This window comes from Xenorhabdus cabanillasii (assembly GCF_003386665.1).
In the GTDB taxonomy this organism is placed as follows: domain Bacteria; phylum Pseudomonadota; class Gammaproteobacteria; order Enterobacterales; family Enterobacteriaceae; genus Xenorhabdus; species Xenorhabdus cabanillasii.
Map to the genome: position 1 here is coordinate 763137 of NZ_QTUB01000001.1, position 24456 is coordinate 787592.

Consider the following 24456-nt stretch of genomic DNA (forward strand, 5'->3'; position numbering starts at 1 on the left):
AAATCCCGGAATTAAGCAAATAGACGGTTATTAAATAAAAATTATATCGCCTGTTTTCTCATATGAGTGAGAGCAGGCGATAACATAGAAAGTGGTACTTCAAATAATTAAAGTATATTAAATATAAATTGCCTTGCCGTTTGCTAATCAAGGCATCAACCAGGGTGAGATCACGAACGTTATTTAATCAAGATTAATCCATTTGACCCATGAATTAAGTTGTGATCTTATACTCCTTTTTTCGGGAACCCTCTAATGGAACTTGATGCCTTTTCTCAGTATTTCGGTGATATTAACGATCCTCGCCAGTCTGCCAAAATCAGCTATCCCCTGTTTGATGTCCTTTTTTTGACAATGTGTGCCGTCCTGACGGGGGCTGAAGGTTGGGAAGATATCGAAGACTTCGGCAATATGCGCTGCAACTGGCTTCAGGAAAAGGGATTTTTTCAAACCGGCTTACCCGTACATGACACAATAGCACGTATCATTTCCCGCCTTGATCCTGCCCAGTTTCAACGCTGCTTTATTCGCTGGACTCAGGCGGTCAGTGAACACACCGACGGTGAAATCATCGCGATTGATGGCAAAGCCTTACGGAGTACCGGGAATTGGCATCAGCGATTATCGCCTATCTATATGGTGAGCGCATTTGCTACGGCCAATGGCGTTGTCATGGGGCAGTTAAAAACCGAAAAAAAATCGAATGAAATCACAGCAATTCCTAAATTAATTGATTTGCTGGACATCAATAGCTGTTTGGTCACCCTTGATGCGATGGGATGCCAGACCCAAATTGCCCAAAAAATTATCGCCCAAGGCGGGGATTACCTGCTGGCCGTAAAAGATAATCAGGCAACATTACACCGCGAGCTTAAACAAGCGCTGTCAACCCACGTCACTGCCGTCAGTCAGTCAGTCAGAAAATGTCATTATAGAACAATGACATGGTCGAATTAAATTACGTGAATATCATGTCTTACCGGCAGGGAAGCTTGCCTTGCAATTGCCGGAATGGAAAGACTTAAAAAGTATTGGCGTGGCAATACGATATCGCCTTGATAAAACGAGAAAAAAAGAATCACTGGATTATCATTATTACATCAGCTCAGCGGAACTTGACCCCGATCGTTTTAAGGCGGCAGTGCGTGGTCATTGGGGGGATTGAAAACCGCGTTCATTGGGTGCTCGATGTTTCCATGAATGAAGATGCGTGCGCCATTCGTCGCGGTAACGGTGCCGAGATATTAGCGGGTATGCGACACCTCTCACTGAATATGTTGCGTGCAGAAACCAGCATAAAAGCCAGTATCCGACGAAAAACGAATATGGCTAATATGAGCAGTGAGTATTTGGACAAGGTATTAATTGCAGGTTTTCAGGTGTTGGTCAAGAAATAAACATTCATGCTCTTGCCCTGATATCCACTACATTGTGAAGCGATATCTAACTGCCAAATAACAAAGACATTTTATCAAGGTGCCCGCCTGTTTGAAGAGTAGTTCAGTTATGATGCCAATATAAGCATGATGCCTTTTTCATTGGCATTTAATGCGAATAAAAAAGAGTGATGATTGCAAGCATGACGATTTTCGAATTCAAGCGGCTACACCTATGAGTCGGATTGGTTAATTTAGCATGCAGCAAACAGTCCTTTTATAAAAGCAAGGGGCTATTGTTGAGGTTTTTTTTAAATTGCTGCTAAATGTAGTGACCTACAATTATTTATCATCCATACGTTGACTATCCGAAGATAGTCCTTATAGTGCTTTATTTTCCTAATTCAGGAAAGAAGAAATAAAGTAATGATTCACATAATTAATTAAAACCATGATCATGATAAAGTTCCTGTATAACAAGAATAACAATTTTTCCCTGAAAACAACCTTGCAGAAGGTTATATATCTATACGGTTATTATTAATAAAATACTTGGATTCGCATAATAAGTGCAATTTCTGAGAAAGGCGGTCAGTTGCTATAGTAGGCATCTTTCTCGCCAAAGGAAAATGCGCTATGACCTATACACAACTGACCGAAACAGAAAGATATCAGATTTCTAGCCTGAAAGAAGCGGGTTTTTCACAACGGGCGATTTCAAAGTCACTCAATCGAAGCCCCTCAACGATTAGCCGGGAATTGAGACGAAATCGGGAAGCAAAGAAATATTCTCCTGAACAGGCTCAGTTTAAGGCCGTAGCACGCCGGCATTTTGCTATAAAAGCAGTCAAAGTGAATCCAGAGATAGAAATGTGGATCAAACAGTTAATTTGGCAAGATTTAAGTCCCGAACAGATTGTGGGTTATCTTAAACGGGAAGCCAAAATATCTTTACATCATGAGACGATTTATCGATTGATTTATAAAGATAAAAAGAATGGTGGTGATTTATGGCAACATCTCAGAATGGCGAAAAAACCGTATCGTAAACGCTATGGAAATTATGAGCGCAGAGGCAAAATTAAAAATAGAGTCAGCATTGATAAACGCCCAAAATTTGTTGATAAAAAGCAGCGTATTGGTGATTGGGAAGGCGATACTATCGTTGGCCAAGATCATAAAAGTGCATTATTGACACTCGTTGAACGAAAATCATTATTTACTATTATTATTAAACTTGAAGATAAAACAGCAGAAGGGGTCGCCAAAGCGGCAACAAGACACTTATCACTGATAAAACATAAAGTTAAAACAATTACCTTTGACAATGGCCTCGAATTTGCCGAACACGAGCGGATCAGTAAAAATTTAGAGGCAAGAATTTATTTTGCTCACCCGCATTCCCCTTGGGAAAGAGGGATAAATGAGAACATAAATGGATTAATTAGAGATTACTTCCCAAAAGGAACCGATTTTAATAAGGTATCAGAGCGGGAGATTAACCTTGTGGCAAACCGATTAAATAATCGTCCTCGTAAAACACGAGATTACAAAACACCGAATGAGTTATTTAAAGGAGTCCCCACTCAATTACTTCGCTCATTACGGTGTTGCGCTTAATATGTGAATCCAAGATATCAATATATTATGGTTCCATTATTATCTCTTTTAGAAATGAAATTTTATTACCAATTGAAAAAATTTGTGATTTAATCATCAAAAAACACATTAACTTGACATATTTTATAAATATTTCCATTATCCCAGATTGACCCTCCTATTTTTCTGTATTACGCTCGATTAAACTTTAATAAATAAAACTTATTCATAAAATGAAAAATAAGAAAATCATTTATTTACTCTTATATGTTGTATCTTTAATATTTTCAGATAATTTATCTGCATCTTCCACTCTTTCTTCAAATATCAGCCCGCTGGATCAAGAAGTTCTTAACCAAAAGCAAAAAAACATATTGGAAGAAGCGCAGAAACAAGAAGATATGGGCGCAGAAATTGTGATCCCTCAATCTATAGCCCCCACAGCAACTTCCGACGATGAATTATCCTGTCAGATAATTAATCATATTGATATTGAAAACGCTGAAAAGATACCAAAATCCAAACAGGAATCATTAACCCTACCTTATATTGATAAATGTTTAACAATTAATAATTTTTAATTCTTTAGTGAAAGAGATTTCAAATTATTATCTAAAGCAGGGTTATATTACTTCTGTTGCATTTATCAAACCATAAAGTTTGTCTCAAGGTCATCTCACTATCAGTGTTGTTGAGGGAAAGATAAACAGTATCACGATTGATGATGAATATTTATTAGCATTAAAATTGGCTTTTCCCAATATGACAGGAAAAGTCCTTAATCTTCGGGATATTGAGCAAGGTTTTGATCAATTAAATCGCTTGTCTTCGTACCAGGTGAATATTGATATTCATCCCGCAAAAAAAGCGGGATATTTTGATGTTGTTTTAAAACGGCTCTCGTCTAAAAAACCCATACATGCCAGTATAGGTCTGGGTAATAGTGGGCAGAAAAGTTATGGCAAAAATCAACTAAGCACGACAGTAGAAGTCGATAATCCCTTACGTATAGCCGATTTATGGACCATTTCTGTTAACAGGAACAGTGATTTTCGCAATAGTTATAAAACCTGGTATGTAACGTCTGGATTAAGTATACCTTACGGTTATTGGTTATTCAGTTATCAATATTCATGGCATAAATCCTTTCAGGATATTCTGTTCGATGATAAAAAATTGCGTTATGAGGGGAAAGGACAATCGCACAATTTAAAAGCAGTCAGAACATTATACCGTGATGGAAAACAAAAACTGGCTTTAAACATGAATTTCACCCGACGTAACACAGAAAATGGAATTGGTGATGTTAAGTTTTCTATTAATAGCCCGACATTAAGCACTCTTAACGTCGGCCTGAATTACAGTTCAACACTACTGGGAGGATATTTTACGCTTAATCCCGCCATAACAAAAGGTTTAAATATTTTAGGTGCAACTAAAGATAACCATATTCGTGATGCCCCTAAAAGTCAATTTTACAAAGTCAGTATGAGTGCTAATTATTTCAAACCGTTAACCCGTAATATCTATTATTTAACGTCTGTTTATGGACAATATAGCCCAAAAAACCTTTATGCTAGTGAGAAACTTTCATTAGGCGGTCAGTATTCCATCAGGGGATTTAAAGAGCAAATATCATCGGCAATCGTGGCGGGTATTGGCGAAATGAACTGGACTGGAAAGTGGCAACACTGCCTGTATTGGGTGAACTTTCTTTAAAAGGATCATTAGATACGGGCTGGATAAAAAATGAGGAAAACCGATTTTTAGGAGGAGGAAATATAACGGGAACATCACTTGGCATATTTTTGAACAATGATATTAGTAACCATTCATTAATTGTCGGAAAGCCATTAAATTACCCTAAAGATCTCAAACCAGATGATTGGGTTGTTTACTGGTCCACTTCTCTCAATTTTTAAATAAAGGTTGTTTTTATCTTAAAAATTGAGATTATCAGATGAAGGAAATAAAAATATGAATACATCTAATAATCCCGGCCAGTTTGTAAGAAAAACATCTTATTTATTAGTTTATTTGATAGGTATACACCCAATAAACTCAGCTCTTGCTAATACGTTAATCCCTGATAACCCCCAAATACAAATCAAAGAAGTGAACCATGTTCCTGTGATTAACATAGCATCTCCTAATGAGGCTGGTATCTCTCATAACACTTATAAAGATTTTAATATTGATAAACAAGGTGCCGTATTAAACAATTCAATAAAAGACGTAACCTCTCAACTCGCGGGTCAATTAGATAAAAACGCCAATTTTAGTGATAAATCTGCAAAAGTGATTATTAATGAAGTCATTACAGGTAATAAATCCGAACTTCAAGGAATGCTGGAAGTTGCAGGAGATAAAGCCAGTGTCATGATTGCTAATCCTAACGGAATTACTTGTGATGGGTGTGGTTTTATTAATGTGGATAATGCAGTGATTACTACAGGCCGTCCTGCTTTTGATGAAAAAGGAGCGCTAGAATCCTTAAGTGTAACACCAGGCCCAATTGTAAGTTTAGAAGATGGCCTAATCTCTATTGGCGAAAAAGGTTTAAATGGCCAGGAAGCAAATTCTGTTGATATTGTAAGCAGGAGATTAGAATTAAATGGAAAAATCAGGGCAAATAATCTTGCAATAATACAAGGACTTAATAGAATTAACTATAAAGAGGGGACTATCACTGCTGATACCAATACCAGAAATAAGGCTGTTTATATTTATAAACCTAATGGCGCTATTTATGCAGATCCATATCTTGCAATAGACACTAAGGATCTTGGTGGAATGTATGCGGGTAAAATTCGCATATTATCAACAGAAAGAGGTGCTAATATTATTGCAAGAAACTTAGAAAGCACAAAAGAGGATATTACAATAAATGGGACTTTATTTGTAGGTCTAAATGGGAATATCAAAGCCAAAACTGATCTTAATGTAACAGCAGAAAAAACCATTGCCGGCGGGCCTGAAAAAAATATAGAAGCTGGAAATAATATTGTGTTAGCAAGTAATCAGTCTATAGATTCAGCCAGCATAATAAAAGCCGGTAATGATATACGAATATTGTCGCCTAAGTTTTATAATACATTATGGGGGATAGCAGTGGGTTAATTCAAGCCGGACATAATGTATGGATTCAAAAAAATGTTCAAGGCGATAAAAGTGACTTAGTGACAAATATAAGTGGCAATATTAAAACAATTAATGGTGATTTAATAATCAGAACTAAAAACTTTAATAATGTCATTAATGGTGATGGAATTCATAAATATTTTAAACAACGCAGACCTGAAAATGATGAAAATCTAGTACAAGGAAATATTGAATCAGGTAAGAGCTTATATATTTATAGTGATGAACTTATTAATGATACGTCTAAAATAAAAGCCAAAAGTGATTTAATTCTTACCGGGCAAAAATTAGATCAGCCTTGGGATGAAAAATATAAAATTAAATTTGGCTCTATTACAGCAGAAAATAATCTGGTTGCTGATTTTAAAGATTCAATTAATATAGGAAGCAATAATTTAAAAGCTAATGAAAAAGTGGTCTGTCAGTGGCGAAAATGTTTTACTACAGGCTAATCATATTAATCTCTTTAATAAGGTAGAAGCGAAAAATGATCTTACCCTTGCTGCAAACGAATCTATTAACCTTCCCAGTAAATTAGATTTAAAGACAAAAAATAGCATTTCAATAATAGCCAAAGGTATTGACTTATATGGCAGAAAATTATCCAGTAATAACATTTCGATAATATCTCCTAATGATATCAATTTATACTGGAGTAAGTTTTCTGGTCATAACTTAAATTTGATTAGTAAAGAAGGAAATATTAGAACATATACTAATACTCAAGGGGATTCGGCTTCCAGGATTAATGAATTGTACGCCACTGATGATTTGACCATTTCTGCTGGAAAGAATATTTATATTGAAAATACAAAATTTGCCAAAGGTCAAAATGTATCGTTTATTGCAAATAAAAATATTACCGTAGAAACCAATGATAATATATTCAAAAATAACCCATTACAACACAATGTCAGAGATCTATTGCTGGAAAGTGGAGGTCAATTAGATACTTACAATTCGGTTTCCATGACCAGTGGTAATGATATCATTTTAAAACGGTGTAAGATTTAATTGTGAGTTTGGTTTTAGTCAGGAGACAGGATTAAGTTGTAATACAACCCCGTTAGCCTCTAATCACAGTATTAATTTACAGGCTGGACGAGACATTAAAATAGGTTATCGTAAAATTCGCAGAACAATACAGAAAATATATTGAGTGGGGTAAGTATGCAGAATTAGCGACCAGAATTAAATCTGGTGACTTAATAATGAATGCCGGGCGTAATCTTGAATTAGAAGCTGTCATAGCTTTGCCTAAAGGTAATGCTGCTTTATTTGCGGGAAACACACTGTTATTGCCGGCGTATTTTTTTACAGTTCACGATAAAAAAAACACTGTCCATGCCCGCAATAGAGTCTATATTGAAGGTGATAAAAATATTACATTAACATCTAATGGTGAAATTATCACTCAGGCTTCAATTTTATCAGCAAAAGGAGGTCATCTTACAATAAATGCCTTGGGAAATGTCAAATTAGATTCAGCACCCCATGTAGAAATCTCGAAAAATGGTGCCTTTGAGTTCGAAAGAAGATTACATTCTGGAAGTGAGTTATCGGCTAAAGGACTATTAACAATAATCTCTAATGGAAGCCTTTTATTTAGGGCCACGAAATTAATGGTTAATGGATTGGGGAACAGTTGGGAGCCTGCATCTAAAATAGATTCAAGATTAAAAGACGCAATGCGTATAGGCACTATGGATATTGCCGCAAAGGGGGGCTATCTGTATGCAGAAGCTCCAGAAGAATCTGCTTATTATCAGGTAACAAACACAGGGAGGAATTTTTGGGGCAGAAAAAAAGAATATAAAGATACTCACCGTCACACAACAAGCAAAATTACTGAATTTACCTCTACAGGTGATATAAACATATTAAGCCGGGATGACAGTACTTATGAAGCCAGTAAAATAAATGCGGGAAGAAATGCTAAATTAACCAGTACTCACGGTTCTGTTAACTTTAAGGCAATAAAAAACTCAGAATTTCATCAAGAAACCAGTTTATCGAAAGGGTTCTTTATCAAGCAATCCGATAAAGGTTATACCGCTGATACGTGGGTACTTCCCCGAATTTATACCGGAGGAACACTGACTATAGATTCAGCTAAAGGAGTTAATGCTGATATCAAGGTCGCGAATACTCAAGATTTACAAAATGCTATCGATATATTAGGCAATATGCCGGGCACTGCCTGGATTAAAGATCTGAACAAGCGCGATGATGTTCAGTGGAATATTGTTAAAGATGCTTATGACGACTGGGATTACAGTAGTCAGCGTCTAAGCCCGCTGGGGGCCTCTTTAATTGCGATAGTTGTTACTGCGGTTACCGCCGGAAAAGGCGCTCCGTTCGCCGCAAAAATAGCGGGCGGGAGTGCCGTTGCTCAAGGGGCTATAACTGCCGGAATGTCAGCTTTAGCTTCTCAAGCAGCGGTTTCAGTCGTTAATAATCAAGGGAATTTGTCCAGCACCCTTAAAGAATTGGGAAAAAGCGATACGGTTAAATCTATAATTACTTCAATGGCAATTGGGGGAGCCTTAGCCGGATTTGATAAGTTCATGGGTTGGAGTAAACCGGATGCCAGTGGTGCTACCGGTACTGGAATAGACCCGTCAAAAGCAGACTTACCTTTATTAAGTAATCATGACTGGGTTAAAGTTGCCCAGAGGGTTACTGGTCAATCAGTTATAAAATCCAGTTTAAATACTGCAATTAGTGGGGGCAGTTTTAAAGACAATTTCACTACAGCGTTACTTTCTACTGTTGCGAATCAAGTTCATGCAGAGGGTGCAAATTACCTGGGCGGGTATGCAAATGTTTTAAATGATCTGGGAATATCAATTGGTCATGCCGGAATATCTGCTCTTGCCGCTGAAATTGGAGGAGGAGACCCTAAAGCAGCCGCTGCTGGAGCGTTGGCTGCTTCTCTCGCATATGCGACTTTAGATGATATATTTGAAGATCCAGTTGCTCAGGAAGCAGGCGGTAAAATCATTGGAGGTTTAGCGGGAGCTTTTATATCAGGAACTTCTGAAGGTACTAACAGTGGAGCCGATGCGGGAGAAATAACGATTATATATAATCATTTATATCATGCTTTACCGGAGGAACAAAAAGAAAAATATAGAAAAATTCAAGCAGAAAATTTGAAAAAAGCCTGTACTGAAAATCCCAAAATTTGTAAATATACTCAAACTTCTCTGTCAATAATAGCAGATAATATATGGGGAATTTCAACCATTAAAGGGTATGCCGAAGCTGAAAAAACCGGTGATTATTTAATAGCAACAGCCGAACTTATCCCATTGATTAAATATGGTAAAACGGCTTTTAAAACTGCTAAAGAGGTTTCTGATGCTCTTATAAATGCTATTAATTTAGGAAAACAGGCAGCGAAAAAAGGTGATTTTGAAACAGCTTCAAAAATATTTAAGCACGTTGATAAAGAAATAAAGCATATCAATAGTACAGGCTCTCTTCCTGATATAAAGATACCTCTTAATGCAAAGCTAGACTCATTGGTAAATTTTTCTGATAAACAGCTCCAGAAAAAATTTAAACATGGTGGAGATTTTGGAATAAAAGTGACTAAGCCAAATACAGAAGCTCTTCGCCAGTTTGAAAAAGCAATTAGAGATCATGTAAAAAGATTCAAGAGTTCTCTTTAATAATAATACAAACAATGCTGTTGTCGTTGATAAATTTGGCAATTTTGTAACTGGTTTTAAGCTTAAACCAGGAACACCACAATATGAAAATTATATGAAAAATGGGGCATTACAATGAGTTTATTACTTTTAGAGTTTTCTAAATCGTTTGTTAAAGGAAAAACATGTGCGCAGGTTTTTGCAGATGCATATATAGAGCTTTGGCGTATAGAAAGGGATAATAATAACATTCTCAATTACAATGATAAGTTAAGTGAGTGTTTATCAAGTATATTTTGTCTTGCCGATATGTATAATCCAGAACAGGATGACAGGCTGAGTTATGAATTAAATGATGAGCAATTACGTGAAAAGGTTTCTGAACTAATAAAACAGTTAGATAGTTAGATAGTAAAAAGCCACCTGTTATACAGGTGGTTTTGACACAGCCTCTTATATAGGGCTAACGCATGAACATTTTTCATCCATATGATGGTGAATTAATCCGGTAAGCTGACTTATTATTTATTTTTATTGCAATTCCATGTCGCTAGTAAAGGTATATCAATTTGAGAGATTAATGGAAAGGTTTACAAATGAGTCAATCTTATTTCTATTGTGAAACGTGGTCGCTAGGCTACCAAAAAGCGCATAACTTATTGAGTGAAGAGGAGGCTTATCAAAGGCACCTGAAAGGTAAACCATATACTGTTCTTGTTGGCTCGAACAGCAGACCTTCATGTGTTATATCGATAATCAAAACCAAAGATTTCGTGAGTGTTGAGTTTTTAGATGATAATTTAAAAGAATATCTATCTTATCAGTTTCACGTATTAGAAAATGAAAAGCTGTTTCTGGCTATGGTGGTATATCGAGAGTTTGCAGAAAAAGAAGGAGAGGGAGAAGGACTCTTAAACGTCAGTAAAGGCACTTGTTTTTTTTATAAAAAAGATGGCACATATACAATCAGGGAAGAAACCTTTAAACCTCATACTGTTATAGAAAAAGAGGGCTTTTCTGATTTAAAAGAGAATTATGATACCTTTCCAGAATTTGGTTGTTATGAATCATTAATACAAAAGGAAAGATAGTCAACCCAATAGAAGCCCCCTCATTAAGTAATACCGCTCGCTTAAACGCGAGCGGCTTTTTTGTCGGGATAATGGTGTGTATTATCACGAAAAAGATCGGTCAATAACTTGAAAAACAGCGATGGATATTGCCACAAAAGGCGGCTATCTGTATGCAGACGTATTTGTCAGGCCCTTCACCATAAAAGCCTATGTGGGAGTATTAGAAATTCTGTGTCATTCCAGTAAAATACCTCAAAAAGGAATGACAAATGACTCAACCTTTCGATTTTGATAAAGCGCTAAAGGCACTTCAGGAAGGTCACGCTCTGACAGGTAAAGATAACTCCTGAACCCACTGATTAAACAACTCACCGAAGCGGCTTTGGCCGCTGAACTTGATTCCCATCTGGCTCAGGATATTGAAGTCAACCGAAAGAACGGCTCGACTAAAAAACAGATTAAAGCCTCGACCGGGGGTTTCGAACTGGCGACACCACGGGATCACAACGGGTGAAGAAGCATCAGACGACATTCTCGAATGAGATTGAACAAAAAATTATCCGCCTGTTTGCTTTGGGGATGAGCTATGCCGAACTCAGTCGAGAAATCGAAGATCTGTATGCCTTCAGTGTCTCCAGTGCCACAATCAGTGCCACCACTGACAAGGTCATTCCCGAACTTAAACAGTGGCAACAGCGTCCGCTGGAAGCCCTTTATCCCTTTATCTGGCTGGATGCGCTCCACTACAAGATCCGTGAAGAAGGCCGCTATGTGAGCAAGGCTGTCTATACCGTATTGGCCCTCAATCTTGAGGGGAAAAAGAAGTTCTCGGGTTATACTTATCTGAAAGCGAAAGCGCTAACTTCTGGCTGTCTGTACTGTCAGACTTGCAAAACCGGGGGGCTAAAAGACATCCTGATCGCCTGCGTCGATGGACTAACGGGGTTCCCTGAAGCGATAAACAGCATCTACCCACAAACAGAAGTACAGTTGTGCATCATTCACCAAATCCGCAACTCCCTCAAATATGTCGCCTCAAAACATCACCAGTCCTTCATGGCCGATTAAAACCCGTCTATCGGCGGTCTCAAAAGACGCGGCAGAAACGGCGCCTGATGAACTGGAAGCCAGATGGGGTCAACAATATTCCGTTGTCATCCAAATTTGGCGTCGTAAGTGGAATAACTTATCCGGTTACTTCCGTTATCCGGCAAGTATCCGTCAGGTTATCTATACGACTAACACCATCGAATCAGTGTACCGACAGTTCCGCAAACTGACAAAAACCAAAGGCGCGTTCCTGAATAAAAAGTGTTTGGTGCTATCAGAGGTTAGAAATCGCCCAGGTATCAGGGAAAATTTGTGAAAGCGAAGTCATTTCAGAGATAGAGCGTAACCCGGTTGAAATGTTGCATCTTAGCGTAGATGCCGGTTGTGACTCAGTTATCATTGAAAACTCTACACGAGCAGTTGTAAATCTTCAGAAAGATTTCGTGCCGATATACAGGCTGCGGCAGTTATTAATGGCAATATCAAAAAGCTAAGTATTACCAGCGACTACTGCAAACGCAGGATATTGGTTTCTACAAACTTCCTCTTCAATGGGAGAGAATGAAATAGGTTCGTTGCTTCTGGAGATGTCAAGTGACCTTGCAGTTTATTTCACTGGTAGAAGTAATATATTAACCAATTAAAAGTACTCATAGTAACGACATGACCAAACAAATTTAACAGTATAATAAAAAGTATTATTTAATATAAAAAAGTTTACACCGTAATAAAATTGTGAAGTTATATATTACATTAGTTAAAATGTGTTAAATATCACATTTTAATGTAATTAGAAATCCCCTATTTCATTTGAGATATGAAATTAAAACAGAAGAAAAGACAAATGTTAAAAATAACACAATCATAATATAACAATTTGTTTTTAATGATAAAAAATCAGAATAAAATATGGTTACTACGCTAAGTTTTTTAAAATCCCGTTAATTCGTTATTTTTCAGAACAAAATTTAAGAGTAAAATCACATTTTTAATGATAAATAATATATCATCAAGTTTACGATCTCTTTCTCACTACAGGCATAATGTATAAAAATACGCTTTACTATCATTAATCAATGGAATAAAAACAACTATGTTTAAAAACAATAAAGGGCATAATATGAGAAAAATGGATAATCTGGAGTTTAGAATATTACAACTTCTCAGAAAAAATCCTTTTCTCGCCCAACAAGAAATCGCTGATATTATTGGAGTCAGCCGTTCAAGTGTCGCAGGTCATATCCTGAATCTACAAAAAAAGGGGCATATAAGAGGTAAGGGTTACATTTTTTCCAGTGGAAATTATGCTGTAACGGTGGGTGCTTCCAACATGGATATTACCAGCTTCGCTTCGACTGAATTATTAAAGAAAGATTCCAACCCAGGGAAAACAAAATATACGTTAGGTGGTGTTGCCCGAAATGTTGCGCATAACATTGCCGCATTAAAGCATGATAGTTATTTAATTTCTGTTTTTGGTGATGATTCATATGGAAAAAGACTGTTTAGAGAAACCAAGTTAGCAGGTGTGGATCTTAGCCATTCTCATAAACTAAATGATGAAAGAACTTCGATTTATCATTCAATAGTTGATAGCAATGGTGAACCACACACATCCGTTAGTGATATGGATATTTTGAAAAAACTCACTCCTGAGCTACTAAATAAATCTAAACCTCTCATTGAGCGGGCAGGAATACTGATTATCGACTGTAATTTGACAGAAGAGGCTCTGGAATGGTTATTTAAAAACTCAGGTAATGTGCCAATATTTGTTAATCCGGTTTCTTCATATAAGGCGGGTATTGTACGTAACTGGTTATCATATATTCATACTATTAGACCCAATCGGCTGGAAGCAGAAAAAATCAGTGGCATTAAAATTAACTCAATAAATGAGGCTAAATTGGTAACATCATGGTTTCATGAACAAGGGGTTCAACGAGTAATTTTAAGTATGGGAGCAGACGGTGTGTACTACAGTGAACTAGATTATGTATCAGGCCACTCTCCGGCATTTCCTGTTAATATTGTCAATAACACGGGTTCCGGTGATGCAATGATGGCGGGATTAGTTCATTGTGCGTTAGCAGGTATGGATTTTCAGGAAAGTGTCTATTTCGCACAACGCTGTGCCGCTCTTGTACTGTCTACTGAATTGACTTATTCATTAACCCTGTCGCCCTTCGATGTTGAAAGGTTGCTGGTATTGGATTCATATAGTTAATAACCATTGTGAAATAACATGACTCATTCCACCGACATAATAAAAATAAAAAAGTTTTAGAATATTTGGCTAAAGCCGGGTTTCAACCCGGCAGTTTTTTCAGTTCTTCCCATATAAAAAATTATTCACGAATCGAATCGGAAAAATAGGAAGAGCTTATGTTCGATGAAATATAATCACAAATGCGGAGATAATGGACAGCGAACCTAAAACTGACAAATAAGTCCGGTATGAATACAATTTTGCAAATAAACATCCCAAAAACCTTGAGGATAACTTTCTAAGTCGCTTTTTAAGACAGTTGGTTTTTGCCAGCTAAAACTCTTGAATCCTGCTTTATTAATTGCATCTTCGTAGCTTTCACGGCTCCAGCGATAAAATGTGAAAGGACTTGGTGGCGTTGTCAGAAATTCTGCCTGATAACAGAAACCATTTTGCCAAGGTTCTTCGCTTAAGATTTTGAAACCATAATTATCACAGTTTCCATTTTCTAATCGATAATCAGGGGATGCCATGTAAGCTACGAGTTTACCAGAAGGTTTGAGGTGATTGGCCGCTGCTTGAAACATGGCTTCAAGTTCCTTGGTTGATTCTGAATAGTGGAATAAAAAAGCGGCAATGATGATATCAAATTTTTCATATAATTGCATTTCACATACGTTTTGTACGCAGAACTCAATATCATCACCATACAATTTAGATTTTGCTTTGGCGAGTTCAATCATTTTCTCAGAGATATCAACGCCGACCACTTTTGACGCTCCCCGGCGGTGTAATTCCCGCCCAAAATAACCATATCCGCAAGCTAAATCTAGGACTGATTTTCCCTGTATATCACCGACCATGTTGAGTATATCTCGAAGCTCAGACTGTCGTTGAGCGACAGTATTGGAGAACTTTTCATAATATTCACCAATAAAATCATAGTTTGCTTGCTCTTCCATTATTATCACTCCTGATAAAAAGACATGTTCTCATAAAAAATATCTAATGAGGGTACTATATAAAAAGATAAAATATCGCGAAATAATTAGATATAATTATTTTTATAACGTGAGTAACTTTCCACGATAAATCGTGTTTGAATTCAGTTAAAAATAACTAAATGTTGCCATATGCTGGTAATCATCACTTCCAAACAGTGATTTCGATTTAATCCGAATACTCGGCTAATGGAATGGTCAGTGCGCTGGGCAAAGCTGCCCTGTTTCTTGCGGGTGAAAGTCCAGTCGTAGAAGGTAAACCAGACCACTACGTAGCGAGTCTTGCATTTCCGGCGGTAACAAAGGATATGAAGCGTAGACAGCGAAACATTCGAGCCGAAACCAATAGGTGAACGTGATAGCGCCGAAATTCATTAAGTCGTGTGTGCCGATAGTTTTGTCCAGCTAGCAGGCAACAGCTTCTGAATGGTCATACTGGTGAATTTCCCAGCCAGAAGCACACACCGGAGCCGCAGGCGTCGGCGAGCTTGTAGAGAACAGTGTGGAACCCAGGAGATCCTGATACTTCTCAAGGAAATGAGTATTTCGGGCACAAGTGCCAAAACACAAGGCCTGAGAAATGGGTATCAGGAAGTCGGAGCCAGTCATAGTAGTGATGAAACGAGTAATGATCGCGGAGCGAAGGGCTGGCAGACAGATCGAACGTGAGAGGGCAACAATGACCGTACACAGCAACGACGGAGTATCATGGTTAACAAAACTTGAGCGTATAAGCAAGAAATCAGCAGATAACAAGCAGCGGGTGTTCAACAACTTAGGACATTTGCTGAATGTTGACATGCTGAAAGAGCAATTCTTGCGGCTTGACGGGAGTAAAGCTGTGGGTATTGATCGCATGACTAAGGCCACTTACGGTGAACACCTTGATGATAATATTAACAATCTTATCATGCGGATACGCAGAGGAACGTATCACCCGAAAGCAGCCAGAATCACGGAGATCCCGAAGGAGGATGGCAGTAAACGACCACGGGCTATTTCGTGCATAGAGGATAAACTGGTGCAAGTTGCGGTCAGTGATATTCTCAACCGAATTTATGAGCCGCTGTTTATGCCCTGCTCATACGGCTTTCGACCGGGATTAAACGGTCATGCGGCGTTGAAGGCTCTGCAACAGCAAACATACTGTAACTGGAATGGCGCGGTTGTGGAAATCGACATCCGAAAGTACTTCAACACAATACCCCATATTGAGCTGATGAGTTTACTGCGGAAGAAGATATCAGATCGCCGTTTTCTCAGACTGATTGAGCTCTTAATAACGGCCCCTGTTATCGAGGGCAAACAGGTATCCGAGAACGCGTGCGGATGCCCCCAAGGGTCAATCCTATCGCCGGTACTTGCCAATATCTACCTGCACCATGTGATAGACGAATGGTTTGATGAAATCAGCCGTTCACACATTCGCGGTCGGGCGGAGATGGTGAGATATGCGGATGATATGGTGTTTACCTTTGAGTTCAGGAGTGAGGCAGAACGCTTCTACAAGGTATTACCTAAACGACTGAGTAAATACGGACTGGAGTTGCACGATGACAAATCGCAGCTAATTCCTGCGGGACACATCGCAGCACTGAGAGCCAATCAGTCGGGCAGACGCCTGCCAACGTTTAACTTTCTGGGGTTTACCTGCTATTGGGGAAAATCGCGAAAAGGTTTATGGCGACTGAAATTAACCAGTCGCAAAGACCGTTTCGCGGCCAAATTGAAGGGACTCAGGGACTTTCTCTGGAAGAACCTGAATACACCTGACAAAAGGCTTGTCCTGACTATCGTCATCAGAGTAATCAGAGGCTGGATAAATTATCACGGTATATCTGATAACCAGAGACGAGTCGGGCAGTTTATCTACCAAAGTGCGCGAATACTCTACAGAGGGTTCAACCGTAAAGGTGGGCGTCGCCGACTGACGTGGAAAAAGCTGAATCTGATCCTGAAGATGCTGGGTTATCCATTTCGTTGGAAAACGCATTCAATGTTCATTTCTTGCTGAATATGTGTGGGGACACGGATCTGTCGGGAGCCGGATGCGGTAGTTCCGCACGTCCGGTTCTGAGGAGCAACTGTCTTGAACGCAATTTTTATGGAGTTATCTGATGATACGAATTATTCCATTCTTCATCTTTTCTAATCATCGCATTTAAGATGGTCAGCGGTTTGCGCATACAAGCCACAAGCGCCACTTTTTTGGGCTTACCCGCCGCCAACAGGCGGTTGTAAAACGTCTTGATCACCGGGTTAAAACGGGTTGCCACGAGTGTAGCCATATACAGCGCTGGCCGAACTCCAGCGTGCCCGCCAAAGATGGTTCGTCGACCCCGCAGGGTTCCCGAGTCACGGTTAACGGGGGCAACGCCAACGAGTGCACTGATTTCCCGACGCGAGAGCTTGCCAAGTTCAGGGACCTCTGCCAGCAGGGTTGTTGCTGTCATTGCACCAACGTCCTTGATGGCGCTGAGCCTGTCAGCCAGTGCCTTAAAATAAGTCTGGATGTGTTTATTCATATTCTCATCGATCCGCTCCAGCTCAACTTCCAGTGCGCTAATGATAATGTTGATGCTCTTTCTGCTCTGAGGATGCGCCGGATGCAGGCGATTACGCTCAGCAACAAGCATCGTAATCAACTGCCGCCTACGCACCACCATGGCAGAAATAACCTGACGTTCCGCATCCGGCAGCGCTCGAATAAACCGTTCACGTTCGGGATGACGGTTTATCACTTCCGCCATCTGAGCCAGGACTTTGGCGTCAATGCGGTCAGTCTTTGCCAGATATCCCATGGCCCGGGCAAAATCTCGCGCTTGCCTGGGATTAATAACAACGACATCAAACCTTTCGGCCTGAAGCGAGCAGGCAACCGCAGACTCCAGTCCACCGGTTGCTTCCATCAACACCAGGGACACGGTGTGCTGCTTCAGTACGGACACAATGGTATCAAAGCCGTTAATATCATTACTGGCTGTGAACGACTCTACACTCCTGTTGACTGCGATATCCAGTGAGGCTTTGGAAACATCAATGCCCACACAAAGTGGATTTGGCTGACTCATGATTACCCATCTTTGCAAATACGTTATGGATGACGGACAACTGTTCGGGTTTCAGATGAGTGGCTCAGTGTATGCGTCAATAGCTCCTCAACGGGCTTAAAAACCCTCAGGGGCTGGCGAGTTGCGTACACTGTGCCAAATCATTTTTATGATAGTCGAATTTCAAGATACAAGGGGTCTGCTTGGGTGACCGGGCAGATCTACTCACCCAAGAAAAATCAATTAATAAAAAATAATTTTGGCTTAGATTTTGAAGCCGCAAATCAGTTTTTAACAGTGTCTGATGAAAAAGAGATTGGCTATTGCATTTTAAGAGAAAAAATAAAAATGAATGCAGGCCAGTCATGGAGTGTACCATTAGGATTACCAAATCCTGAAAATCATGTGGTATTTGTCCGAAGTGATAATCCGAATTGCGCTGTTTCTACTGATAGAATATACAATAAAATTACGGTATCTCACGATTGTAATTTATATGTGGTTGTTTTTTCTTCTGGATTTTCTCCACAGAGGGATGATGGTGGATTACATATTTGGAATGAACGGGGAGAATTAACTTATTCCAGTAAATATATTCCTTTTTTCCAAGGTGAGAATATTACTTTCGATAACCATACTGATGTGATTACTACAAAATTACAATTCCCAATGATTAGAGCAACAGACTTATATCCAGGGTGAGATCACGAACGTTATTTAATCAAAAGTAATCCATTTGACCCATGAATTAAGTTGTGATCTTATACTCCTTTTTTCGGGAGCCCTCTAATGGAACTTGATGCCTTTTCTCAGTATTTCGGTGATATTAACGATCCTCGCCAGTCTGCCAAAATCAGCTATCCCCTGTTTGATGTCCTTTTTTTGACAATGTGTGCCGTCCTGACGGGGGCTGAAGGTTGGGAAGATATCGAAGACTTCGGCAATATGCGCTGCAAATGGCTTCAGGAAAAGGGATTTTTCAAACCGGCTTACCCGTACATGACACAATAGCACGTATCATTTCCCGCCTTGATCCTGCCCAGTTTCAACGCTGCTTTATTCGCTGGACTCAGGCGGTCAGTGAACGCACCGACGGTGAAATCATCGCGATTGATGGCAAAGCCTTACGGAGTATCGGGAATTGGCATCAGCGATTATCGCCTATCTATATGGTGAGCGCATTTGCTACGGCCAATGGGGTTGTCATGGGGCAGCTAAAAACCGAAAAAAATCGAATGAAATCAAAGAAATTCCTAAATTAATTGATTTGCTGGACATCAATAGCTGTTTGGTCACCCTTGATGCGATGGGATGCCAGACCCAAATTGCCCAAAAAATTATCGCCCAAGGCGGGGATTACCTGCTGGCCGTAAAAGATAATCAGGCAACATTACACCGCGAGCTTAAACAAGCGCTGTCAACCCACGTCACTGCCGTCAGTCAGTCAGCCAGAAAATGTCAGTATAGAACAAGGACATGGTCGAATTGAATTACGTGAATATCATGTCTTACCGGCAGGGAAGCTTGCCTTGCAATTGCCGGAATGGAAAGGCTTAAAAAGTATTGGCGTGGCAATACGATATCGCCTTGATAAAACGAGAAAAAAAGAATCACTGGATTATCATTATTACATCAGCTCAGCGGAACTTGACCCCGATCGTTTTAAGGCGGCAGTGCGTGGTCATTGGGGGATTGAAAACCGCGTTCACTGGGTGCTCAATGTTTCCATGAATGAAGATACGTGCGCCATTCGTCGCGGTAACGGTGCCGAGATATTAGCCGGTATGCGACCCCTCTCACTGAATATGTTGCGTGCAGAAACCCGCATAAAAGCCAGTATCCGACGAAAAACGAATATGGCTAATATGAGCAGTGAGTATTTGGATAAGGTCTTAATTGCAGGTTTTCAGGTGTTGGGCAAGAAATAAACATTCATGCTCTTGCCCTGAGGCATCAACCACGATACATCATCAACGATGTATCATTCATGATTAGTCATCCAATTCATCAAGAACAGATAAAGCATCTGTCAGTTTTTTGACCCCGAAGACTTTCATTCCCGGTAATGCTTTTTTCGGCATATTAGCATAAGGGACAATTGCCCGTTTAAAACCGTGTTTGGCGGCTTCTGAAATACGCTCCTGGCCACTGGGAACAGGGCGAATTTCCCCGGCCAGCCCAACTTCACCGAATACCACTAAATCACGGGGCAAAGGGCGATCACGAAAGCTGGAAACCAAAGAGAGCAGTAATGCAAGGTCAGCACTGGTTTCGGTGACTTTTACCCCGCCGACCACATTAACGAAGACATCCTGATCTGCCATTTGCAAACCACCATGCTTGTGTAATATCGCCAACAGAATTGCCAGACGGTTTTGCTCAAGCCCCACGGCTACCCGACGAGGATTCGACATCATGGAGTGATCAACCAAAGCCTGAATTTCCACCAGTAAAGGACGAGTGCCTTCCCAGACAATCATAACGGAGCTGCCTGAGGTGATCTCATCACCACGACTCAAGAAGATGGCGGAGGGATTATTCACTTCCCGCAATCCCTGTTCGGTCATAGCGAATACCCCCAATTCATTGACTGCACCGAAACGGTTTTTATGACTACGGAGAGTACGGAAACGAGAATCGGCTTCACCATCCAGCATCACCGAACAGTCTATACAGTGCTCCAATACTTTCGGGCCAGCCAGAGAACCATCTTTTGTCACATGGCCAACCATGATGATCGCAACACCGTGGGTTTTAGCAAATCGGGTTAGGTAAGCCGCCGTTTCTCTGACTTGTGCCACACTGCCGGGTGAAGATTGAATATCTGCTATATGCATAACCTGAATGGAGTCAATAACCATCAGTTTAGGTTGTTCCTGCTCGGCAATCAGACAAATCTGTTCAATGCTTGTTTCCGACAACATGTTCAGTTTATCCGTCGGCAATCCTAGCCGATGTGCTCTCATTGCCACTTGCTGTAACGATTCTTCACCCGTTACATATAAGGTTTTCATCTGCTCAGATAGTTGACACATGGTTTGCAGTAACAGGGTACTTTTGCCTGCGCCTGGGTTACCACCTATCAAAATGGCACTGCCGGGCACGACTCCACCGCCGAGTACACGGTCAAACTCTTTAAACCCAGAGGAAAAACGAGGCAGCTCTTCCAAACTGATTTCGGAAAGTTTTTGTACTTTACTGACTCCGGCATCTCCTGCATAACCGCTGAAACGATCATTGCGAGAAGAAGATGAAGTTGCGGCCAAACGCACTTCTGTAATGGTATTCCATGCCTGGCATGCAGTGCATTGCCCCTGCCAGCGGGGATAATCCGCACCACACTCGTTACAGACGAACGCCCGTTTTGCTGCTTTTGCCACTGTATACTCCCTGATATGACTGCTCTGGGCAGCTAAAAAATGACTCTAACGCTCTTCGTGTTTTAAGCCGCCGCTCAAAATACACAAAACACCCATCAAATCCGCATGGCGAATACCCACTTTAGCGTGTGTATATACTTTCGGTTTCGCATGATAGGCAATTCCCAGTCCTGCCTTGCGGATCATTTTCAAATCGTTGGCACCATCCCCGATTGCCACAGTTTGGCTGAGTGGAATATCCAACTCTTTTGCCAGCCGTAACAACGTGGTCGCTTTATATTTTGCGTCAACAATTGGCCCTTTGATTTTGCCTGTCAATTTGCCATTTTTTATTTCGAGCTGATTGGCAACTGCGGCAAAAAGGCGTAATTGCTGGCGAAGATTATCGGCAAAGAAGGTAAAACCCCCGGATGCAATAGCGACATGCCAGTCCAGAGATTGTAGTTTGCGGACAAGGCTGGTCAAACCCGGCATGAGAGGGAGTGTATCCATGACTTGCTGTAATATAGCGGCATCAGCACCAGCCAGTTGGGCAACCCGCTGGTGTAAGCTTTCTGAGAAATCTAATTCTCCCTGCATTGCCCGTTCTGTAATCTCAGCGACTTTGTCACCAACACCAGCCAGTCGTGCGATTTCATCAATACATTCAATCTGAATGGCGGTTGAGTCCATATCCATGACTAACAACCCTGGCGAACGCAAGCGTGGGATTTGTCCCAATGGAACAACATCCAGATGACATTCATCTGCTAATCGTTTTATGCGTGGAGAAAGGCTTCCTGCGATGCGAACAACTTGATAGTCATCAATGCGCCATGAGGAAACGACAACGATGGCGGCTCCCAGACGATGCTGAAAATCACTGATGCGTTGTTTATCCAGATTGCGACCATATAGTAACCAGCCACTGTCTCCGGCTCGGTAATCCAGTGGCATAACTTCATCCCCACTGAGGGATAACGGCAATCCCGGCCATTTATGGATTTCATCGGGTAAGTAACGATAGGCCAGATTGTTAGACATGAATATCGGCTCCTGTAATTCCATGTAATTTTGGCAGGTAAAAAATGCTTTTCAAACTATCCTATCATTACTGCATCTGGCAACATGGAATGTTACGAGTTTGGGGGTAGGATAATTATGAGTAAAGCAAAACTGAAATTTCGACTGCACAAGACGGCAATTATTTTAATATGTATAGCACTGCTGGTATTGCTGATGCAGGGTGTTTCCTATTTTAGCCGTTCACAGCAACAAGCTCATATGGATCAGTTTGAAAATTTAGCTAAGACGCTGGCAAAACAGGTTGCATTCAGTCTGTCTGATTATATGGATAACGGCAGCAAAGATCTTAATAATAAGAAGATCATGGACAATCTGAACTATTTGACTAACAAAAGCCGCATTCTGGATGCCAGTGTTTATCTGGAAAATGGAACACAGGTCGCACGAAGTGGTGAACTTGTCTCTGTTCGTGAGCGGTTATCTTTGGATGGTAAAAAAGCAGGCAGCTATTTTAACCAACAAATTGTTGTTCCCATACCGGGTAAAAATAAACCCAAAGGTTTTCTCCGTTTGACGTTGGATACCCACAGATTAGCAACAGAAGCCAAGCAAGTAGATAACACGACTAATTTGCTCAGGGTCATGCTGCTGTTAGCGTTGGCGATTGGGTTTATTCTTGCTCATAGCTTACTACAGCTTGCTCCCAGCCGCTGGCAGCAATCACCTTATTTGCTGACCGCTAATACCAAATCATCGGACGGCGAAGACAGAGTAGACAATTCCACCCGCTAGCCGGGTTGAATACCAAAACAGAAAATAATTCGGGGTGAAGGGAATGGGGCCATCTGAGCAAAATGACTCAGGATGGCACTGTTTTTAGTGATCATCGTAAAAATCCTTATCATCGTAATACAGCTTAAAGCAGATGGAATAGATCAGACAATGTAATAGTGCTGCTGCGATGGAGCCATAAAAAATGATGGAATGATGCGGAAGCTCCGAATGAACAAGAGGAGGATGCCCAAAACGGAAAACATACATATGAAAAGAGATAGCTAATATCGTTAGTATAATTCCGAAAACATTGTAATGGACATAGCTTGATAATAGGAACCGTTTTACTATAAAGAAAAAAGGAATCAACATTAATAGAGAAATTATTATGTAAGTCATTATCATTTATCCTGATATTATTTGGAATTTCACTATGAAAATATTTATGACGATTATCACTATAAATAACATTTTCGCTGATCAGTTTATTTTTGCTGTTATTTAAAGTAATAAAGCAAGAGTAGACCGTGATTTGTATATAGATAGTAAACATGGTTATTATTTATATTTCTTGTAAGTTTGATTAGTTTTTTAATTATTGGTGTAGCAGCGGATTATACAGGGATGTTTTATATTTAACTCAGTTTTGATAACTGGTAATTAAATTTTTAATGGTAATGCAATACCAATTATCAGAAATAATAATATAACCAAAAACGAGTTTGCTAATACAGAAAATGGACGTTTTGATAGTGTTGAAACAGGAATTTCAAGGTCAGGCTTTTTTTCATCTAATAAATATTCGTTATCGTCAATCTTGGAAAGTATTTCTTCAGCACGTTTCCGGTCAGAACGATGTACCAGTAGTTTTACCCCGCCAAGCGCATGGGAATACATATAATTATTCCATACTACGCCTTCATCGATTATTCTTGCACGGATACCCTCAGATAACATTCTGCCAAGGATAATATTAGCCTCTATAGGTGACATAAAATTAGCTAAGAATTGCATATGTCCTCTTTGCGGAGATATGTTCCACATAAGCACCTCTCAATATCATATGGTTTATCACTTAGATAACTTATCAATAAATCTACTGAGTATAGTTAAAGTATAATTTAATATCGGATACAAACACT

Annotated in this window: 22 protein-coding genes and 3 pseudogenes; 20 read left to right on the top strand and 5 right to left on the bottom strand. The window is 39.9% G+C overall.

The genetic code is table 11. The annotated features are described in order from the left end of the window. Positions 1-255: 255 nt before the first annotated feature. The 15 genes and pseudogenes from BDD26_RS03865 (at position 256) to BDD26_RS03920 (ending at position 14122) form a co-directional block, all read left to right on the top strand. Positions 256-1397 (top strand): annotated as a pseudogene (locus BDD26_RS03865) (ISAs1 family transposase). A gap of 615 nt (positions 1398-2012) precedes the next feature. Continuing rightward, a complete protein-coding gene (locus tag BDD26_RS03870) occupies positions 2013-2996 on the top strand; it encodes an IS30 family transposase (RefSeq protein ID WP_115825593.1) in 984 nt (327 codons plus the stop codon). A 212-nt stretch (positions 2997-3208) separates the two neighbouring features. Continuing rightward, the gene (locus BDD26_RS19930) at positions 3209-3556 is read left to right on the top strand and encodes a hypothetical protein (RefSeq protein ID WP_244922642.1); all 348 of its coding nucleotides are present in this window, start codon (positions 3209-3211) and stop codon (positions 3554-3556) included. Positions 3557-3563: 7 nt separating this feature from the next. Continuing rightward, the gene (locus BDD26_RS19935; protein ID WP_244922793.1) at positions 3564-3632 is read left to right on the top strand and encodes a ShlB/FhaC/HecB family protein; all 69 of its coding nucleotides are present in this window, start codon (positions 3564-3566) and stop codon (positions 3630-3632) included. A gap of 90 nt (positions 3633-3722) precedes the next feature. Then, positions 3723-4897 (top strand): annotated as a pseudogene (locus tag BDD26_RS03875) (ShlB/FhaC/HecB family hemolysin secretion/activation protein). A gap of 55 nt (positions 4898-4952) precedes the next feature. Next, the gene (locus BDD26_RS03880) at positions 4953-6095 is read left to right on the top strand and encodes a filamentous hemagglutinin N-terminal domain-containing protein (protein ID WP_115825594.1); all 1143 of its coding nucleotides are present in this window, start codon (positions 4953-4955) and stop codon (positions 6093-6095) included. Continuing rightward, positions 6074-6568 carry a hypothetical protein gene (locus tag BDD26_RS03885; RefSeq protein WP_115825595.1) on the top strand — a complete coding sequence of 165 codons (495 nt, stop codon included), beginning with the start codon at positions 6074-6076 and terminating at the stop codon, positions 6566-6568. The genes BDD26_RS03880 and BDD26_RS03885 overlap by 22 nt, the downstream gene beginning before the upstream one ends. Then, positions 6522-7130 carry a hypothetical protein gene (locus tag BDD26_RS03890; RefSeq protein WP_115825596.1) on the top strand — a complete coding sequence of 203 codons (609 nt, stop codon included), beginning with the start codon at positions 6522-6524 and terminating at the stop codon, positions 7128-7130. The genes BDD26_RS03885 and BDD26_RS03890 overlap by 47 nt, the downstream gene beginning before the upstream one ends. Before the next feature lie 197 nt (positions 7131-7327). Continuing rightward, on the top strand, positions 7328-9793 hold the full coding sequence (locus BDD26_RS20740) for a DUF637 domain-containing protein (protein WP_115825597.1): 2466 nt from the start codon (positions 7328-7330) through the stop codon (positions 9791-9793). Positions 9794-9907: 114 nt separating this feature from the next. After that, on the top strand, positions 9908-10180 hold the full coding sequence (locus BDD26_RS03905) for a colicin immunity domain-containing protein (RefSeq protein WP_115825598.1): 273 nt from the start codon (positions 9908-9910) through the stop codon (positions 10178-10180). 188 nt (positions 10181-10368) lie between these two features. Continuing rightward, positions 10369-10863 (top strand): hypothetical protein, encoded by a 495-nt coding sequence (locus BDD26_RS03910; protein ID WP_115825599.1) that lies wholly within the window; start codon positions 10369-10371, stop codon positions 10861-10863. Positions 10864-11227: 364 nt separating this feature from the next. After that, entirely contained in the window at positions 11228-11359 is a 132-nt protein-coding gene (locus BDD26_RS20745) for a hypothetical protein (protein ID WP_422645841.1), read from the top strand. Continuing rightward, complete coding sequence (locus BDD26_RS20750) at positions 11356-11913, top strand: IS256 family transposase (protein WP_425330419.1); 558 nt, start codon at positions 11356-11358, stop codon at positions 11911-11913. Before BDD26_RS20745 ends, BDD26_RS20750 begins: the two co-directional genes overlap by 4 nt. Continuing rightward, the gene (locus BDD26_RS20755; protein WP_425330420.1) at positions 11873-12211 is read left to right on the top strand and encodes a transposase; all 339 of its coding nucleotides are present in this window, start codon (positions 11873-11875) and stop codon (positions 12209-12211) included. The genes BDD26_RS20750 and BDD26_RS20755 overlap by 41 nt, the downstream gene beginning before the upstream one ends. Before the next feature lie 777 nt (positions 12212-12988). Further along, complete coding sequence (locus BDD26_RS03920) at positions 12989-14122, top strand: PfkB family carbohydrate kinase (RefSeq protein WP_115825600.1); 1134 nt, start codon at positions 12989-12991, stop codon at positions 14120-14122. 206 nt (positions 14123-14328) lie between these two features. On the opposite strand, the gene BDD26_RS03925 is transcribed toward BDD26_RS03920, so the two are convergent. Further along, complete coding sequence (locus BDD26_RS03925; protein ID WP_115825601.1) at positions 14329-15066, bottom strand: class I SAM-dependent DNA methyltransferase; 738 nt, start codon at positions 15064-15066, stop codon at positions 14329-14331. A gap of 576 nt (positions 15067-15642) precedes the next feature. On the opposite strand from BDD26_RS03925, the gene BDD26_RS20460 reads away from it, so the two are divergent. Both BDD26_RS20460 and BDD26_RS03935 read left to right on the top strand, forming a co-directional pair. Further along, positions 15643-15774, top strand: a complete 132-nt coding sequence (locus tag BDD26_RS20460) for a hypothetical protein (RefSeq protein WP_280524509.1) — start codon at positions 15643-15645, stop codon at positions 15772-15774. Between the two features lie 10 nt (positions 15775-15784). Next, positions 15785-17119, top strand: a complete 1335-nt coding sequence (locus BDD26_RS03935) for a reverse transcriptase domain-containing protein (RefSeq protein ID WP_115827487.1) — start codon at positions 15785-15787, stop codon at positions 17117-17119. Between the two features lie 88 nt (positions 17120-17207). Here BDD26_RS03935 and BDD26_RS03940 read toward each other — a convergent pair whose 3' ends face one another. Beyond that, complete coding sequence (locus tag BDD26_RS03940; RefSeq protein ID WP_115825602.1) at positions 17208-18176, bottom strand: IS110 family RNA-guided transposase; 969 nt, start codon at positions 18174-18176, stop codon at positions 17208-17210. Between the two features lie 186 nt (positions 18177-18362). On the opposite strand from BDD26_RS03940, the gene BDD26_RS03945 reads away from it, so the two are divergent. Beyond that, the gene (locus BDD26_RS03945; RefSeq protein WP_099119460.1) at positions 18363-18857 is read left to right on the top strand and encodes a DUF6453 family protein; all 495 of its coding nucleotides are present in this window, start codon (positions 18363-18365) and stop codon (positions 18855-18857) included. 87 nt (positions 18858-18944) lie between these two features. Then, positions 18945-20083 (top strand): annotated as a pseudogene (locus tag BDD26_RS03950) (ISAs1 family transposase). 63 nt (positions 20084-20146) lie between these two features. On the opposite strand, the gene radA reads toward BDD26_RS03950, so the two are convergent. Beyond that, entirely contained in the window at positions 20147-21535 is a 1389-nt protein-coding gene (radA, locus tag BDD26_RS03955; RefSeq protein WP_115825603.1) for a DNA repair protein RadA, read from the bottom strand. Positions 21536-21580: 45 nt separating this feature from the next. Further along, positions 21581-22558, bottom strand: coding sequence for a phosphoserine phosphatase (gene serB, locus BDD26_RS03960; protein ID WP_115825604.1), 978 nt, complete (start codon positions 22556-22558; stop codon positions 21581-21583). 117 nt (positions 22559-22675) lie between these two features. Here serB and BDD26_RS03965 point away from each other — a divergent pair, with 117 nt between their 5' ends. Then, positions 22676-23332 carry a YtjB family periplasmic protein gene (locus BDD26_RS03965; protein WP_038267998.1) on the top strand — a complete coding sequence of 219 codons (657 nt, stop codon included), beginning with the start codon at positions 22676-22678 and terminating at the stop codon, positions 23330-23332. Between the two features lie 642 nt (positions 23333-23974). Here the strand turns inward: BDD26_RS03965 and BDD26_RS03975 are convergent. Then, the gene (locus BDD26_RS03975) at positions 23975-24328 is read right to left on the bottom strand and encodes a putative signal transducing protein (RefSeq protein ID WP_244922643.1); all 354 of its coding nucleotides are present in this window, start codon (positions 24326-24328) and stop codon (positions 23975-23977) included. Between the last annotated feature and the right edge of the window lie 128 nt (positions 24329-24456).